The sequence below is a fragment of the Flavobacterium franklandianum genome, assembly GCF_007097365.1.
GTDB lineage: Bacteria > Bacteroidota > Bacteroidia > Flavobacteriales > Flavobacteriaceae > Flavobacterium > Flavobacterium franklandianum.
Window position 1 is genome coordinate 62,852 of sequence record NZ_VJZR01000004.1, and the last position, 15,426, is coordinate 78,277.

At 35.1% G+C, this 15,426-nt stretch carries 11 protein-coding genes; 5 read left to right on the plus strand and 6 right to left on the minus strand.

Annotated features, from left to right (window positions below):
* Nucleotides 1-84: 84 nt before the first annotated feature.
* From FNW17_RS06720 to hydG, 4 genes are all read right to left on the minus strand, one after another.
* Nucleotides 85-477, minus strand: coding sequence for a (2Fe-2S) ferredoxin domain-containing protein (locus tag FNW17_RS06720; protein WP_144071224.1), 393 nt, complete (start codon nucleotides 475-477; stop codon nucleotides 85-87).
* Between the two features lie 264 nt (nucleotides 478-741).
* Nucleotides 742-1,803: a [FeFe] hydrogenase H-cluster radical SAM maturase HydE gene (gene hydE / locus FNW17_RS06725; protein WP_218043858.1), complete on the minus strand. Its 1,062-nt coding sequence runs from the start codon at nucleotides 1,801-1,803 to the stop codon at nucleotides 742-744.
* 17 nt (nucleotides 1,804-1,820) lie between these two features.
* Entirely contained in the window at nucleotides 1,821-3,044 is a 1,224-nt protein-coding gene (gene hydF / locus FNW17_RS06730; protein WP_144071225.1) for a [FeFe] hydrogenase H-cluster maturation GTPase HydF, read from the minus strand.
* A gap of 104 nt (nucleotides 3,045-3,148) precedes the next feature.
* The gene (gene hydG, locus FNW17_RS06735) at nucleotides 3,149-4,576 is read right to left on the minus strand and encodes a [FeFe] hydrogenase H-cluster radical SAM maturase HydG (RefSeq protein WP_144071226.1); all 1,428 of its coding nucleotides are present in this window, start codon (nucleotides 4,574-4,576) and stop codon (nucleotides 3,149-3,151) included.
* Between the two features lie 372 nt (nucleotides 4,577-4,948).
* Here hydG and FNW17_RS06740 point away from each other — a divergent pair, with 372 nt between their 5' ends.
* The 5 genes from FNW17_RS06740 (at nucleotide 4,949) to FNW17_RS06760 (ending at nucleotide 11,580) form a co-directional block, all read left to right on the plus strand.
* Complete coding sequence (locus FNW17_RS06740) at nucleotides 4,949-6,046, plus strand: SGNH/GDSL hydrolase family protein (RefSeq protein ID WP_144071227.1); 1,098 nt, start codon at nucleotides 4,949-4,951, stop codon at nucleotides 6,044-6,046.
* Nucleotides 6,036-7,415 carry a sialate O-acetylesterase gene (locus FNW17_RS06745; protein ID WP_144071228.1) on the plus strand — a complete coding sequence of 460 codons (1,380 nt, stop codon included), beginning with the start codon at nucleotides 6,036-6,038 and terminating at the stop codon, nucleotides 7,413-7,415. The genes FNW17_RS06740 and FNW17_RS06745 overlap by 11 nt, the downstream gene beginning before the upstream one ends.
* 39 nt (nucleotides 7,416-7,454) lie before the next feature.
* Nucleotides 7,455-9,749, plus strand: coding sequence for a beta-glucosidase BglX (gene bglX / locus FNW17_RS06750; protein ID WP_144071229.1), 2,295 nt, complete (start codon nucleotides 7,455-7,457; stop codon nucleotides 9,747-9,749).
* 97 nt (nucleotides 9,750-9,846) lie between these two features.
* The gene (locus FNW17_RS06755) at nucleotides 9,847-10,809 is read left to right on the plus strand and encodes an aldo/keto reductase (protein WP_144071230.1); all 963 of its coding nucleotides are present in this window, start codon (nucleotides 9,847-9,849) and stop codon (nucleotides 10,807-10,809) included.
* A 39-nt stretch (nucleotides 10,810-10,848) separates the two neighbouring features.
* Complete coding sequence (locus tag FNW17_RS06760; protein WP_144071231.1) at nucleotides 10,849-11,580, plus strand: hypothetical protein; 732 nt, start codon at nucleotides 10,849-10,851, stop codon at nucleotides 11,578-11,580.
* Nucleotides 11,581-11,845: 265 nt separating this feature from the next.
* Here FNW17_RS06760 and FNW17_RS06765 read toward each other — a convergent pair whose 3' ends face one another.
* Nucleotides 11,846-13,831 carry a glycoside hydrolase family 97 protein gene (locus FNW17_RS06765; RefSeq protein ID WP_144071232.1) on the minus strand — a complete coding sequence of 662 codons (1,986 nt, stop codon included), beginning with the start codon at nucleotides 13,829-13,831 and terminating at the stop codon, nucleotides 11,846-11,848.
* Between the two features lie 267 nt (nucleotides 13,832-14,098).
* Nucleotides 14,099-15,391 carry a glycoside hydrolase 5 family protein gene (locus tag FNW17_RS06770; RefSeq protein ID WP_143390895.1) on the minus strand — a complete coding sequence of 431 codons (1,293 nt, stop codon included), beginning with the start codon at nucleotides 15,389-15,391 and terminating at the stop codon, nucleotides 14,099-14,101.
* Nucleotides 15,392-15,426: the final 35 nt, after the last annotated feature.

Consider the following 15,426-nt stretch of genomic DNA (forward strand, 5'->3'; position numbering starts at 1 on the left):
CTCATTCTTTTTTCTATGTTTCTATGTGTTTCAATTTTTTTCAATTTAAAATTCAATTAATTATAACTAATGTGTTAAAATTTATTAATTGGCTAATTCATATTTTATGGGAATAATTCCATCGACCAATTCTCCTTTTTTGATGAATTTCTCAATGATTTCATCCGCTTTTTTAAGATCTACATACCCGAAAACCACCGGTTTTTCGTCCTGAATTGTAATTTCCAAAGTAGGTTCAGCATAGCAATATCCCATACATCCCGTTTGTTTTACATTGGCCACAATATTTCTTTTGGGTAATTCTTCTCTAAAGAAATCCATTACCGCTTTCGCTCCTGATGCAATTCCGCAAGTAGCCATTGCAACTTTAATTTCGACCAATTTTTTATTGTCATTTTCGACGATTTGCTTCTGTTTTGCTTCGAGAATTGAAGTTCGGATTTTATGTAAATCTGCCACTGATTTTATGGTTTCCATTGTAAAATGTTTTGTTTTTTAAACCCATTGGGTGTAATTTAATTTCTACTTTTTAAACACATAGAAACATAGTTTTTATTGATTTTATTAAGACGTTTCACTTTATTATAGTAATCATAGCTTTGTGAAACCAAGACCCGAGCGATAGCGAACTGGCGAAGCAATTAGTCTATCTTATTCTTTTTTCTATGTTTTTATGTGTTTCATTTTTCATTTTTATTTTCAATAATTCTTATTTTCAATTTATTGCTCCCTTGGAGTTATTTAAACTTTCAAATTCGTAAAATGTTTTGAATCTCCCCATTCGTTATAACCAATTTTACTTCCTATCATACTCATTCTTGCATCGATGCAGGTGTTGCAATCGTTGGCATTTTCATCAGTGCAAGGTTTGTCTTGATAGAGTTTGTAATTATTTCTAAAATTTCCTGGTGTGATATTCGGCATCAGGATATTGGCTCCGTATCGAATGGCTTTTTCGCGCCCTATTTTGTCGATAGCTTGCAAGGCTGTTGCGGCTACAATGTTAATGTCTTTCATTATAATTCGTAAACTGGCAATCATTTTGAAAGTCAAATCCAAGCGTTCTTGAGGAGTTTTTAATAAATGTCGAGCTTCAAATAATGGAGTTTCAAAATGCTCTATATAAGGTCCCATTCCCACCATATCAACATCTAAAGCTTTCAAAAACAATAAATCGTCAGCCAAATTTCCTATGGTTTGATGCGGTAAACCAATCATTACACCTGTTCCCAATTGAAAACCTGCTTTTCGAATATTTTGCAAAGCTTCAAGTCGTTTATCAAAATTATGTAAGTCATTGTTGGGATGAATTTTAGAATATAGTGCTCTATTTGAAGTTTCAATTCGCAACAAATACCGATGCGCTCCTGCATCAAACCATTCTTTGTAAGTTTCTAATGTTTGTTCGCCCAATGACAATGTAATTCCCAATTTTCCATTGCTTAGTTTCTTTATTCCTTTAAGTAAGTGAGTGATTTTGGAAATAAAAAGTGGGTCAGTTCGTTCGCCAGATTGAATTGCAATACTTCCATAATTATGTTCCAAAGCATAAAGAGCACATTGGATAACTTCTTCATCGGAAAGTGTATAACGTTGCGTATTTTTATTCGATTTTTGGATGCCACAATACAAACAGTCTTTGATGCAAACATTAGAATACTCAATTAAACCTCTCAAATGAACTTTATTCCCAATTAGGGAATCAGTAATTTCTTTTGATTTTTTGAACAATATAATTTGGTCTTCCTCGTCAGCATTGAGCATCGTGATGAGGTCTTTTTTGTAGAAAGAAGTTTGATTCACTATTTTAGAAAAGGCATTCAATGGTTTGAATTTATTTGTTCTTTTAAAAAAGGTTCGACAACTCGGTCTAAAATTCCGTTCATATAGGCTATGGCAATTCCGTAATTAGTCACGGCAATTCCAGCTTCCAAAGCTGGTTTTAGTCTGTTGAATAATTGTTTTCGGGTAATCATACAGCCACCGCATTGGATAACCAATTGATAGTCTTTAATAGGTCTTTCAATTGCTGAAAGTCCGGCGGCAACATCAAATTCCAAATTTTTGCCACTGAATTTTCTAACCCAATTGGGGATTTTAAATCGTCCAATATCTTCGCAACTTACCTGATGGACGCAGGATTCTAAAATTAGAATTTTATCTCCATTTTCTAATTCCGAAAGTTTTTGAGCTCCGTTCACATATTCTTCGAATGGGCCTCGCATATGAGCATAAACAATGCTGAAACTGGTCAACGGAATTTGTTTTGGAATAATTGTATTGACATATTCAAATGCCTGACTGTCGGTAATTACAAGGTCTGGTAGGAGTGAAGTTTTTTCGAAAAAAGTTTCCACTTCGGTTTCTCGGAGTACAATATTTACCGCATTATTATCCAATACATCTCGGATTGCCATAGCTTGTGGTAAAATCATTCTACCATCGGGAGCTTCTGAATCTAATGGCGTGATGAGCATCACAATGGAATCTTTTTGGATAATATCGCCCAATAAAGTATTTTTTTGATAGGAAGTTTCGGGAATGGTAATTTTTAATAATTCAATGACTTCTCCAATATTTTGTGACTTTTTAATGCTGCAAATTTCAATAGGCGCTTTCGAAAATTGTTTGATTTTCAAAGCGGTTTCATCCCTCAGTTTTTCAAGGTCTTCCTTGTTGTGAATAATGATATATTCAATGTCAAAATTGTTGAATTCCTTGATTAGTTTTTGTTCAAATGAGTCGAAGACATTATTGGAAATCAATAATATTGCCGCATCAATATGTTCCAGAGTTTGGATGGTTTTTTGAATTCGTTTTGTGCCTAATTCTCCAAAATCGTCAATTCCTGCAGTATCAACTAGAATGGTAGGACCAATTCCGAAAATTTCAATAGATTTTTTAACGGGATCTGTTGTGGTTCCGGCTATTTCAGAAACGATGGCCACATCAATTCCTGACAGCGCATTGATAAACGAACTTTTGCCTACGTTGCGCCGTCCGTAGATTCCAATGTGTGGTTTATTGTCTTTACCTTTATCCATAAGGCAATTATTTAATTATTTTGCACCCAACATTTGAAACTGTTGGCTATTGATACCCTCAAACTCGAAACTCCCAAACTCGAAACTCTTAGCTTCCAACTTCCTCAATAAATTAAATCTCGTTCACCAGCTTTAACTCTTTCGATTCTTTCTTTCAGCGATTTTTTTAGTTTTTTATTCTCAGTTTCATCAACTGTTTTCTGAATCAATTTCCATCCTTTTTCGGCAGTTGTTTCATCGGCATAATCAATCAAATATTCAGCTAATGTCAATGTTGCATTAGGAGTACAGCATTTTTTGATAAATCCAGGAACTGAAAATTCCATAAAATGTTCGCCCGTTCTGCCCAATCGATAACAAGCAGTGCAAAACGATGGAATCATTTCTTTATCCAATAATTCATTGACGATTTCGTTTAACGAACGTTCGTCGTTGACTTTAAACTGACCTTTATTGAGATTTTGTTCGCTATTTAATGTTTTCGAATACCCTCCTAATTCAATTTTGGTACCTCCATCAATTTGAGATACACCATATTGAATAATTTCGTCTCGAAGTTCTGCGGGTTCTCTAGCGGTGAGAATCATTCCTGTATAAGGAACTGCCAATCTCAAAATAGCGATGAGTTTTGTGAAATTTTCATCAGAAACTAAATATTTTGGAATTGCTTTAAATCCCGAAGCTTCCTTGATTCTTGGAAACGAAATAGTGTGAGGACCAACGTTGTAACAAGCTTCTAAATGATTTGTGTGGCGAACCAAGGCCATAACTTCATAACGCCAGTCATATAATCCAAACAAAACCCCAATTCCTATATCGTCAATTCCGGCTTCTTGAGCTCGGTCTAAGGATGTCAATCGGTTCTCAAAGTCTGCTTTTTTTCCGCCTAAATGGTATGCTGCGTATGCTGCTGGATGATAGGTTTCCTGAAAGATTTGGAAGGTTCCAATGCCAGCTTCTTTCACAATTTTAAATCCTTCAATATCCATTGGAGCCGCGTTGATGTTGACTCTGCGGATTTCTCCATTTCCTTTTTTTACACTGTACCCTAATTTTACAGTATTAGCAATAAATTCAGGGGTATACTCTTTATGCTCGCCAAATACTAAAACCAATCTTTTCTGCCCATTTTCCTCAAGAGCTTCAATTTCGTTGATGATTTCCTGATCGTCAAGTGTTTTGCGAACAGCCTCTTTATTGGAAGTTCTAAAACCACAATAAGAGCAGTTATTCTGGCATTTATTGCCAATGTACAAAGGAGCAAAAAGCACAATTCTATTGCCATAAATATTTTTTTTTAATGTTTTAGCACCTTCTTTTATAGCTTGAATTGAACTAGCATCAGTTGCATTTATTAGAATAGCTACTTCGACTAAATTGAGTCTTTGTTTGGATAAAGATTTGGCAATAACTTCTTCGATGGCTGCTTTTGAAGAGGCAGTATTTTTGAGAATATTCCATATTTCATTTGCATCAATAAAGGGTTGCATCGAAAGGTCTGGATAAGAATATTCTTGTGGTGAAAATTTCATTAATGTATTCTTAATGATTATTTTTCTAATTTATCAATTCGTAAAATTTTCAAATTAATTGATCCTATTTTAAGAAATTGATAATATGGTAATGAAATATCGAATAAATTTAAAAAAATTTAAAAAAAAATTATGTTAAATTAATCATAAATAATTTTATTTGTACTACTTCCAAATAGGAGAAAGTGCTTAAAAATATTTTGTAAAAAAAATATTAAATGGACCAAATATTTAAAAATTTGGCAATAGTAATAATGATTTTTTAAATATTAATTTCCGAGTCGCTTTTAGATTATATTTTGACATTATTGTATCTCTTCTTTAATTTTAAAATCTATATTTTTACAGAATTCATCTTAATTGCTTAAAAAAATGATTTTAAAAAAATTTTCGTTTTTCATTCTGTTGTTTTCGGTTTATTTAGTTTGTAATTCTCAAAATGTACAAACAAAAAGCAATTCATTTTCATATTCCGGTAGAGTTGAACTTCTTGACACAAATAATGTAATTCTCATCGGTCCATCTTCCTCAGTTTCTTTTGATTTTATAGGGGATTCCTGTTCTATTTTGTTACAAAGTGTTGAAAATCATCAAAATTATGTGTCCTTAGAATTAGACGGAAAATACATTGGAAGAATCCGAATCGAAAAAGGAGATGTAAAACCCTTTCCTATTACCATTTCCGAAAGAAAAAATATACACCATCTTTCGGTTTATAAAGCTACCGAAGCTACAAACGGAGGTGTTTTATTTGCAGGTACATCCGCTAAATTAATGGAAATTTCAGCTCCAAAAACCAAAAAGAAAATCGAACTCATTGGCGATTCAATTACGAGTGGTTTTGGTAATGATGACTCAACAATTTCTTGTGGAACAGGTGATTGGTACGATCAGCATAATGCGTATTGGGCATACGGGCCAATACTTTCTAGAGCTTTGGATATTGATTATGTATTGAGTTCGGTTTCGGGATACGGAATGTATCGCAATTGGAACGACGAACATATTAATGAACCTATTATTCCTGATGTTTATGAAAATTTATACCTCAATACAGACCGTTCAAAACCGTATGATTTTAAGTTTCAACCCGATTTAGTGAGTATTTGTTTAGGAACCAACGACCTTTCTGATGGTGATGGCAAAAAACCAAGATTACCATTCAACGAAGAAAAATTTGTTTCGAATTATATCGAATTCATTAAAACCGTTTACAAACATGCTCCAAAAACTCGAATTGTTTTACTCAACAGCCCAATGGTTTCAGGTGATAGAAATGTAACTTTTGTAAATTGTTTGAAAAAAATTATTCAAGCTTTCGAAAATGATACAATTCATAAAAAAATTGAATTATTCGAATTCCAACCAATGGTACCCAAAGGTTGCGGTTATCATCCCGCCATCGCCGATGATAAAGTGATGGCCGACCAATTAATTCCATTTTTTAAAATATTGTTAAATGAAAAATAATTTAATCGCATTTGTTCTTTTCCTAACCTTGTTTAATACTGCTTTCGCCAATGTTACGCTGCCGAACGTGCTTTCGGACAATATGGTTTTGCAACGCAACACCGAAGTTACCATTTGGGGTTGGGCAAATCCACAGGAAGAAGTTGTAATTACGCCAAGTTGGAACAATCAATCTTATAAAATAAAAGCTAGCAATCAAGCTAAATGGGAAATTAACATTCCAACTCCAAAAGAAGGCGGACCTTTTTCAATTTCGATAAAAGGCTACAACGAAGTCATTTTGAAAAACATTTTGATTGGTGAAGTTTGGCTTTGTTCTGGCCAATCCAATATGGAAATGAACGCCAGTTGGGGAATCGAAAACGGCGATGAAATGGTAAAAAATGCCACAAATCCCAACATCCGATTTTTTACAGTTCCTAAATTAACAGCTGCAACTCCACAAAACAATCTTTCTGGAAACTGGACAGAATGCACTCCCGAAACAATGAAATATTTTAGTGCCGTGGGTTATTTTTTTGCTAAACGTTTACAAGATGAATTGAAAAATGTGCCCATTGGCTTGATTTCTTCCAATTGGGGCGGGACTCCAGCCGAGATTTGGACACCCGAAGAAGTGATTCAAAACGATGCTATTTTATTAGAAGCCGCCAAAACCAGAAAAGAGGAAACTTATGGTCCGAACCAACCGGGGCGGGCTTTCAATGCAATGATTTATCCTTTGGCGGGATTCAAAATCGCAGGTGTGATTTGGTATCAAGGCGAAAGCAATGTAGGATCACCAGTTTACGACAAGACTTTTTCAGCTTTAATCGGTTCTTGGAGGAAATTGTGGAAATATGATTTTCCATTTTATTATGTGCAAATCGCTCCTTATAAATATGGAGAAAATCATTTTGGTGGCGCCATCATCCGCAATGCGCAACGAAAAGTGTTGCAAGAAGTTCCCTATACCGGAATGGCAATGACCAGCGATATTTCCCCCATTGACGATATTCATCCAAAAGACAAAAAATCAGTAGGAACACGTTTGGCTAATTTGGCTTTGGCCAATACTTATAAAACCAACACCGCATTGGTAAACGGTCCACTTTATAAAGGAATTAAAATCGAGAAAAACAAAGTCGTAGTTTCTTTCGATTTTGCCGAAGGATTGCATTTTTCGAATACAAAATTCAATCAATTTGAAATTGCTGGAGCAGATGGTATATTTTATGAAGCTGTGGCAATTATCAAAAATAATAATGTTGTTTTACAATCGGATAAAGAGAAAAACCCTGTAAAAGTGCGTTTTGCTTGGAAGAACACCGATCAGGCGACTCTTTTCAATAAAGCCAATTTGCCAGCTTCATCTTTCATCACTAAATAATTAATAAATTTTACAATAACGAAATCAATACTTATAACTATGATTAATAAAAATTTAATTTTCTTTGGAATTTTTTGTCTAATGACTTTTGGAACTTTAAACGCACAAAAAAAACCACATTTAGACAAAACTAAACCTACTGAAGAACGAATCGATTTGCTGTTGAAACAAATGACACTCGAAGAAAAAGTGGGTCAAATGAATCAATATAATGGTTTTTGGGAAGTAACTGGTCCTGCGCCAAAAGGGGGAAATGCCGAACTGAAATACAAACATTTGCGTGATGGATGGGTGGGTTCTATGCTATCGGTTCGTGGTGTAAAACAAGTGCGAGCCGTTCAGAAAATTGCCGTTGAGGAAACCAGATTGGGAATTCCATTAATAATCGGTTTCGATGTGATTCACGGTTATAAGACTTTGAGTCCAATACCTTTGGCAGAAGCGGCGAGTTGGGATTTGGAAGCCATCAAAAAATCAGCTCAAATAGCAGCGGACGAAGCATCGGCCTCAGGAATAAATTGGACTTTTGCTCCAATGGTCGATATTTTTAGAGATGCCCGTTGGGGAAGAGTGATGGAAGGTGCTGGTGAGGATCCTTTTCTTGGAAGCAAAATTGCAACAGCCAGAGTAAAAGGTTTTCAAGGTGATACAAAAGCGGATCTGTCGAAAGTAAATACGATTGCTGCTTGCGCCAAACATTTTGCTGCTTACGGTTTTGCCGAAGCTGGTAGAGATTACAATACAGTCGATATGAGTAATTCAACATTATTCAATATCGTTTTACCACCATTTGAGGCTGCAAAAGAAGCAGGAATTCGTACGTTTATGAATTCCTTTAACATTCTGAATGGTGTTCCAGCAACTGCAAGTAGCTTTTTGCAAAGAGACATTCTAAAAGGCAAATGGAAATTTGATGGATTTGTAGTTACCGATTGGGGTTCTATTAAAGAAATGGTTACACACGGTTATGCCAAAGATGGAAAAGAAGCTGCAGAAAAAGCAGTAAAAGCGGGCTCGGATATGGATATGGAGTCTTATAATTATGTCAGTGATTTAGTTCAACTTGTTAAGGATGGAAAAGTAAATGAGTCCTTGATTGATGATGCAGCTCGTAGAATTCTCCGCGTTAAATTTGAATTGGGCTTATTTGATGACCCTTATAAATATTGTGACGAAGCTAGAGAAAAAGCTGTTATTGGTAGCAAAGCCAACAACGATGGGGTTTTGGATATGGCAAAAAAATCGATTGTATTGCTGAAGAATGATAAGAATTTGCTTCCGCTAAAAAAATCAGGACAAAAAATTGCTTTGATTGGGGCTTTGGCCAATGATAAAAACAGTCCATTGGGAAGCTGGAGATTAGCTGCCGACGACAATTCAGCCGTTTCTGTTTTAGAAGCAATGCAACAATATAAAGAAAACAAACTGACCTACGAAAAAGGAGCAGATTTAACTATTGAAAAAGCAACTTTCCTCAACGAATTGGTTTTTAATACAACCGACAGAAGTGGTTTTGATGCTGCCAAAAAGGTAGCCGCAAATGCCGATATAGTGGTTATGGTTTTAGGTGAAAATGGTTTTCAGACAGGCGAAGCTAGAAGCACAACTAATCTTGATTTACCGGGTTTGCAACAAGAATTATTGGAGGAAATTTATAAAGTAAATCCAAATATTGTTTTAGTTTTAAACAACGGAAGACCATTGGCTTTGCCTTGGGCTGCCAAAAATATTCCCGCTATTGTTGAAGCTTGGCAATTAGGAACCCAAGCCGGAAATGCAGTTGCCCAAGTGTTGTATGGCGATTATAATCCGAGTGGAAAATTGCCAATGTCTTTTCCAAGAAATGTAGGTCAATGTCCCATTTATTACAACAATTATAGTACAGGAAGACCCAATATGACAGATAATAATGTGTTTTGGTCGCATTATACTGATGTAGAAAAAACACCACAATTCCCTTTTGGATTCGGATTGAGTTATACCACTTTCGAGTATAAAAATTTGAAAATTAACAAAACGGCTTTCGCCAAAGGAGAGCCAGTAAAAGTTTCTGTTGAGGTGACCAATTCCGGAAATTATGACGGAAAAGAAGTAGTTCAATTGTACATACACGATGAATTTGGCAGTTTAGCAAGACCAGTAAAAGAACTCAAAGGCTTCGAATTAATCGAATTGAAAAAAGGAGAAACCAAAACCGTTACCCTGACTTTGACCGAAAAAGAACTTGGTTTCTATGACAACGATGGTAATTATTTAGTAGAACCGGGCACTTTCAAAATTATGGTAGGAGGAAGTTCCGACAAAGGTTTGGAAAGTGGATTTGAGTTGAAATAAAAAAAAAAGAAACACGAATTTTACGAATGGACACTAATTAATTGGTGAAAAATCGTGAAATTCGTGTTTTATATTTAAACCTTTTTATATTAATCAAATGGAATACAATAGATGTGGAAAAAGTGGTTTGAAATTGCCGCAAATTTCCTTGGGATTATGGCACAACTTCGGTTCGGTGGATTCATTCGAAAATGCCGAAAGTATTGCCAAAGCTGCTTTCGATAAAGGAATTACCCATTTTGATTTGGCCAATAATTACGGACCAATTCCAGGTTCAGCGGAGACTAATTTTGGTAAAATCCTCAAAAATAATTTTCAAGGAAACCTTCGTGATGAAATCGTGATTTCGACCAAGGCAGGTTATGGTATGTGGGAGGGACCTTATGGCGATTGGGGTTCACGCAAATATCTGTTGTCGAGTTTAGATCAAAGTTTGAAACGAATGGATTTGGACTATGTCGATATTTTTTATTCGCACCGTTTTGACCCAGAAACACCTTTGGAAGAAACGATGACGGCTTTGGATTATGCGGTTCGAAGCGGAAAAGCTTTGTACGCCGGAATATCCAATTATCCCCCAGAACAAACTGTAGAAGCTGCAGCGATTCTAAAACAATTGGGAACGCCTTGTTTGATTCATCAAGTGAAATATTCGATGTTTGTTCGCACACCCGAAGAAGGGTTGCTCGATGTTTTGGGCGAAAAAGGAATTGGTTGTATCGCCTTTTCACCCTTGGCACAAGGACTTTTGACTGATAGATATTTAAAAGGAATTCCAGAAAATTCAAGAGCTTCCAACCCAAATGGTTTTCTAAAAGCAGAAGATATTACCGAAGAAAAAATTAAGGTAATCGTTGCCTTGAATGACATCGCACAAAGTAGAAATCAATCTTTGGCTCAAATGGCGCTGGCTTGGTTGCTCAAAGACAATAGAATTACCTCGGTCTTGATTGGTGCGAGTTCGGTGGGACAATTGCAAAACAATATTGATGCGTTGGGAAATATCGATTTTACACAAGCGGAATTGGACAAGATTGAAGCGATTTTGGCGTCGGTTTGAAATTGGGAGTTGGATTAATTTAAAAAAAATGAAATCTATATGATTTTTTTAAAAAAAATTATAGACATAATTAATCGAAGAAAAGCAATTGATGAAATCTACAACGATATAAAAAATTTAGATGAAGTTCTATTAGAAAAGAGACTTGAGATTTTTAATGAAATTGTAACACCAAAATTTGCGAAAATTGGACTAAATAATTGGAATGGTAAATATTTATGGTTTAGTGATTTTAACGCACAGGGCATTAAATATGTTATAGAATACAATGTTTTTAAAGGTTTTGGAGGCTCATTCTCTTTTGGGATCTGTTACGATTTTATTCCAACAATTTCATCACAGAAAAAGTTAACTTATCATAAAACTAACAAATCAACCAAAATCATTTATTATAAAAGATTGGAAGGTTGGCAAAAAAGTTATGAAAATAACAGTCCAATAAATCCCGACAAAATAAGTACCGTAAATGAAGATAAATTTAGAAAAAGTTTAAATAATGTTATTGAAAATAATATCTCTAAACTAAAAGAATGGTTTGAAGAAAACAAAACTATAGAACAAAATATATCAAATCTATTGAATGACATAAATAATCCACCATATGAAATAGGAAGAAGAATTATATCATTTGAATACATTCTTAGTTTTATTTATGCTATAAAAATAGACTTTGATACTGCTGAGTATTGGATTAATAGACATTTTGAAGATAGGCTTGACAAAACAGAAATGAATTTGATTTTGACAAAATTTAATTCTTTTAAAAACTAATCTTTGCAATTTCTCAATTGCCTCCAGCTTTAGCTGGAGGGAAAAAAATCAGCAATAGTGCATTGGCTTTAGCCAAAATTGTATGTTTTTTGGCTAAAGCTAATTTGATATTCATTTCTTTTTCTCCAGCTAAAGCTGGAGGAAATTCAAAGCTGGAGACAATTAAAAATTTTAAAAATTATCATCGATAAGATTGAAAATATTTTAAAAGCAAAAAAGGGAGCAAATATAAACTTGCTCCCTTTTTTGCTTTTAAAAGCTATTCTTATTTAGCTGTAATAATTGCTGACAAACCACCGCCACTAGCCAAATGAAAGGTCATTTTAGTCGAGGAATCCACAGTGATTTTTTCTCTTTTGTAATCGACTGGAGCTTTTTCAGCATTTAATCCATCGGTAAATAAATCGGCTTCGAAAGTTTTTCCTTTTTCCAAAAAGGAGAAATCAATAGTTATGTTTCTGCCGTTCCAGTTGGTAATGGCTCCTAAATACCAAGTACTTCCTTTTTTTCGGGCTATAGAAATGTATTTTCCAACTTCGCCGTTTAAAGCAACGGTTTCATCGAAAGTGGTTGGGATTTTTGCAATAAAATCGGTGCTTTCTTGTTCCTTTATGTAAGCCGTTGGGCTATCGGCCATCATTTGCAAAGGCGCTTCAAAAATAGTGTACAACGCCAGTTGGTGACATCGCGTTCCTTGGCTTACAGGGTTCGAATTGCTGGGTTTGAATTCACTTTTTGTGGCGTTTCGCATGGCTCCGGGTGTATAATCCATTGGACCAGACATCATTCGGATATACGGAATGGAACAGTCGTAAGTAGGAACATCATCGTTGGGTGTCCATTTGTTGTTTTCCATACCTTTTACACCTTCAAAATTCAAAATATTGGGATAAGTCCGCTGAATTCCTGTTGGTTTGTACATGCCATGAAAATCGAGCAACAACTTATGATTGGCTGCTTTTTGAGCAATTTCATACACGGAATTCACCATTTTGGCATCGTCTCTGTCCAGAAAATCGATTTTAAAACCTTTGACACCCAAATCGGAGTAATTTTTGAAAATCACATCTATATTTTCATGTAATGCCATCCAAGAACACCACAGAATTATCCCAACATTTTTTTCTTTACCATACCCGATTAAGGTTTTCAAATCCACTTTTGGGTTGTGTTCCATAATATTGGTTTCCACACTCCAACCTTCGTCCAAAACAATGTATTCTACCTTGTTTTTGGAAGCAAAATCGATGTAATATTTATAGGTTTCGGTGTTGATTCCCGCTTGAAAATCGACCTTGTAAATGTTCCAATCGTTCCACCAATCCCAAGCGACTTTACCGGGTTTTATCCAGCTAACATCCTTGATTTTGGAAGGTTCGGACAATCGTTGTACCATATCGTTATTGGTCAAAGCGGCATCGTTTTCTGAAATAACCACAATTCGCCAAGGGAAATTTCGATTGCCATTTGTGGTAACCAAATAATCGGTTCTTTGGCTAATTAATTTGTTTAGAAAATTGAAACCGCCGTTCATTTCCTGCAAAGGGTATTTAGGGAAACGAGCTTCGAATCCTGATTTTGATTTGTTATTTGTAACATACATTCCAGGATAATCTTGAAGATTGGATTCGAGGAAAACGGCTTTTTTCTGGTTTTTTAAATCTATTAAAAAGGGTAGAAAAGCTAAAGTATCTTTGGCAAATTCGCTGATTTTTTTGTTTTCGTAATGTGATTCAAATGAAGAAATATAGGGGTCTTTTGGGTTTCTTAAATCTCGAACATAAGGCATTAAAGTACTGTAGTCTTGGTCAAAATTCAAAACCACTTCTTCTGATTTTACGGTAATATTGCCTTTCTTTTTGGTTAGAAACCGATACGCAACCCCATCATCGAAAGCGCGGTATTCAACACTGAAATCGCCTTTGAAGTTCAATACTAATTGATTGTAATGATCTTGAACAGATTTTTTTTTGTAAAATGGTGTTTCAAATGAAGTGCGAATACTTTCCTTTTTTGTATTTAAAAGTATTGGGTTTTTACCTAAAATTACGTTTTTATCCAAAGTCATCGACATTGCCGAAGGAGCCAAAAAAAGGTCTTTTTTATTCAAAATAGACCAACTTATAGTTTCGTCAACAACTATTTTAATTTCAATTTTTCCGTTAGGAGAAAGCAATTGAAAGTTTTCCTTCTTTTGGGAATAGGAAGTGTAAATAAACAAAAAATAAAATGCTAGGATTATTGTTTTCATTTGAGACGATTTTGAGAATTTTTATTTTAATTGCCTCCAGCTTTGACTGGAGGGAAAAAATCAGCAATTGTAGAATTGGTTTTAGCCAAAATTGTATGTTTTTTTGGCTAAAGCCAATTTTATATTCATTTCCTATTCCTCCAGCTAAAGCTGGAGGCAATTCAAAGCTGGAAGCAATTCAAAGCTAATGGCAAATCAAAGCTGGAGGCAATTCAAAATAGGGACAATTAAAAAATCATCATTGAATTGTAATTCAATAATTTAATTTTACTTCAACTCCAAATTATATTTTTTCACAATATCTAAAGTCGATTTGTCCGACGAAAAAACACTGTTCAGCCCTTGTGGTTCCTGTGGTGGATCGGTTGTTAATGGATCTCCGGGATTCCATTTCCCGTCTGGGGTAACGGCTTTTCCTTCGCCACCAAATCCCCAAAAATTGGCCGCTTGCAACACTCCATTATTTTTATGACTTTCTAAAACTCTATTGAAGATATAGTTGTAAAAAACATTTCGATTGGCAACAGAGGAACTGGAAACTAAACTTTCATTTTCTCTAGGCAAACCAAATTCTTCAATAATGATGGGTCTTTTTAGATTTTGTGCCACTTTGATGTGAGCATCAATATATTTACCTGTATTTTCTAATGTGGTTGGTAACGTTTTATCGGCATCGTCGGCTTTGAACCAATTCCAGTTTTTAGGCCAAATGTGCATCGTTAAATAATCGATATTCGGATTTTGATGGGTTCTCTCGAAAATTTCTATCTTGTCATTCGAACTATTCAACCCTTCGGAACCGGTCGAAATCAAATGGTTTTTGTCTAAACTATCCATCAAATTGACAATATTATTCAGCCAACCCGTGAATTTAGCTTCGTTTTCCTCCGTAAAAAGTCGGGGTTCGTTGCCTACTTGCCAAGCCATAATGGTATTGTCTTGGGTATATTTTCTTTTGGTGTAGGCATTTGTTCTGGTCATAATATACTTCACGTGATTGTTTAAGGCTTCTATACACGGTTCGCAACTGTGGAATTTTTCGGTGTATGACATATACTGAGGCCACGTATTTGGTGGGATTGCAGGAACGGGAATTGGTCCTTTTCCGTTCCATTCCAAGTATTGCGACATTCCACCCGACCATTCCCAGTTGTTGGTCAAAAATAAAACGGCGTACATCTTGCGTTTGCCCATTTCGGAAATCAAGAAATCCAGACCGTCGAGTAAATCTTGGTCGTATTTTCCTTGTTCGTATTGTAAAGCAGGGCGAACGGTAAAATCGTATTTTCCGCCATCGCCACCAACAAGAATTCTCAAGTTATCGATGCCATTTTTCTGCATTAAATCCAGTTCACGCAACAATCTTTTTCGGTCACCCACTTTTTTCGAAGCCAATAAACTTCCGTACCAATAATTGGTTCCAATATAGGAATAAGGTTTGTCGCCTTTGAAGAATTGTGTTTCCTTGACCGTGATCTTGGGTTGTTTTTTTTGTGCTTGACAAGAAAAATTTCCCAAACTAAAAAGAGATAAAACTAGTAGTAATGCTGATTTTTTCATAATAATATTTTTAAATACTGCTTTTTAAGCTCTAT

What these genes read in the sequence shown, in the direction of transcription:
- hydG (WP_144071226.1), bottom strand. Translation starts at nt 4,576, where the DNA reads ATGAAATTTTCACCACAAGAATATTCTTATCCAGACCTTTCGATGCAA.
- FNW17_RS06755 (WP_144071230.1), top strand. Translation starts at nt 9,847, where the DNA reads ATGGAATACAATAGATGTGGAAAAAGTGGTTTGAAATTGCCGCAAATT.
- FNW17_RS06770 (WP_143390895.1), bottom strand. Translation starts at nt 15,391, where the DNA reads ATGAAAAAATCAGCATTACTACTAGTTTTATCTCTTTTTAGTTTGGGA.
- FNW17_RS06740 (WP_144071227.1), top strand. Translation starts at nt 4,949, where the DNA reads ATGATTTTAAAAAAATTTTCGTTTTTCATTCTGTTGTTTTCGGTTTAT.
- hydF (WP_144071225.1), bottom strand. Translation starts at nt 3,044, where the DNA reads ATGGATAAAGGTAAAGACAATAAACCACACATTGGAATCTACGGACGG.
- FNW17_RS06745 (WP_144071228.1), top strand. Translation starts at nt 6,036, where the DNA reads ATGAAAAATAATTTAATCGCATTTGTTCTTTTCCTAACCTTGTTTAAT.
- FNW17_RS06760 (WP_144071231.1), top strand. Translation starts at nt 10,849, where the DNA reads ATGATTTTTTTAAAAAAAATTATAGACATAATTAATCGAAGAAAAGCA.
- bglX (WP_144071229.1), top strand. Translation starts at nt 7,455, where the DNA reads ATGATTAATAAAAATTTAATTTTCTTTGGAATTTTTTGTCTAATGACT.
- FNW17_RS06720 (WP_144071224.1), bottom strand. Translation starts at nt 477, where the DNA reads ATGGAAACCATAAAATCAGTGGCAGATTTACATAAAATCCGAACTTCA.
- FNW17_RS06765 (WP_144071232.1), bottom strand. Translation starts at nt 13,831, where the DNA reads ATGAAAACAATAATCCTAGCATTTTATTTTTTGTTTATTTACACTTCC.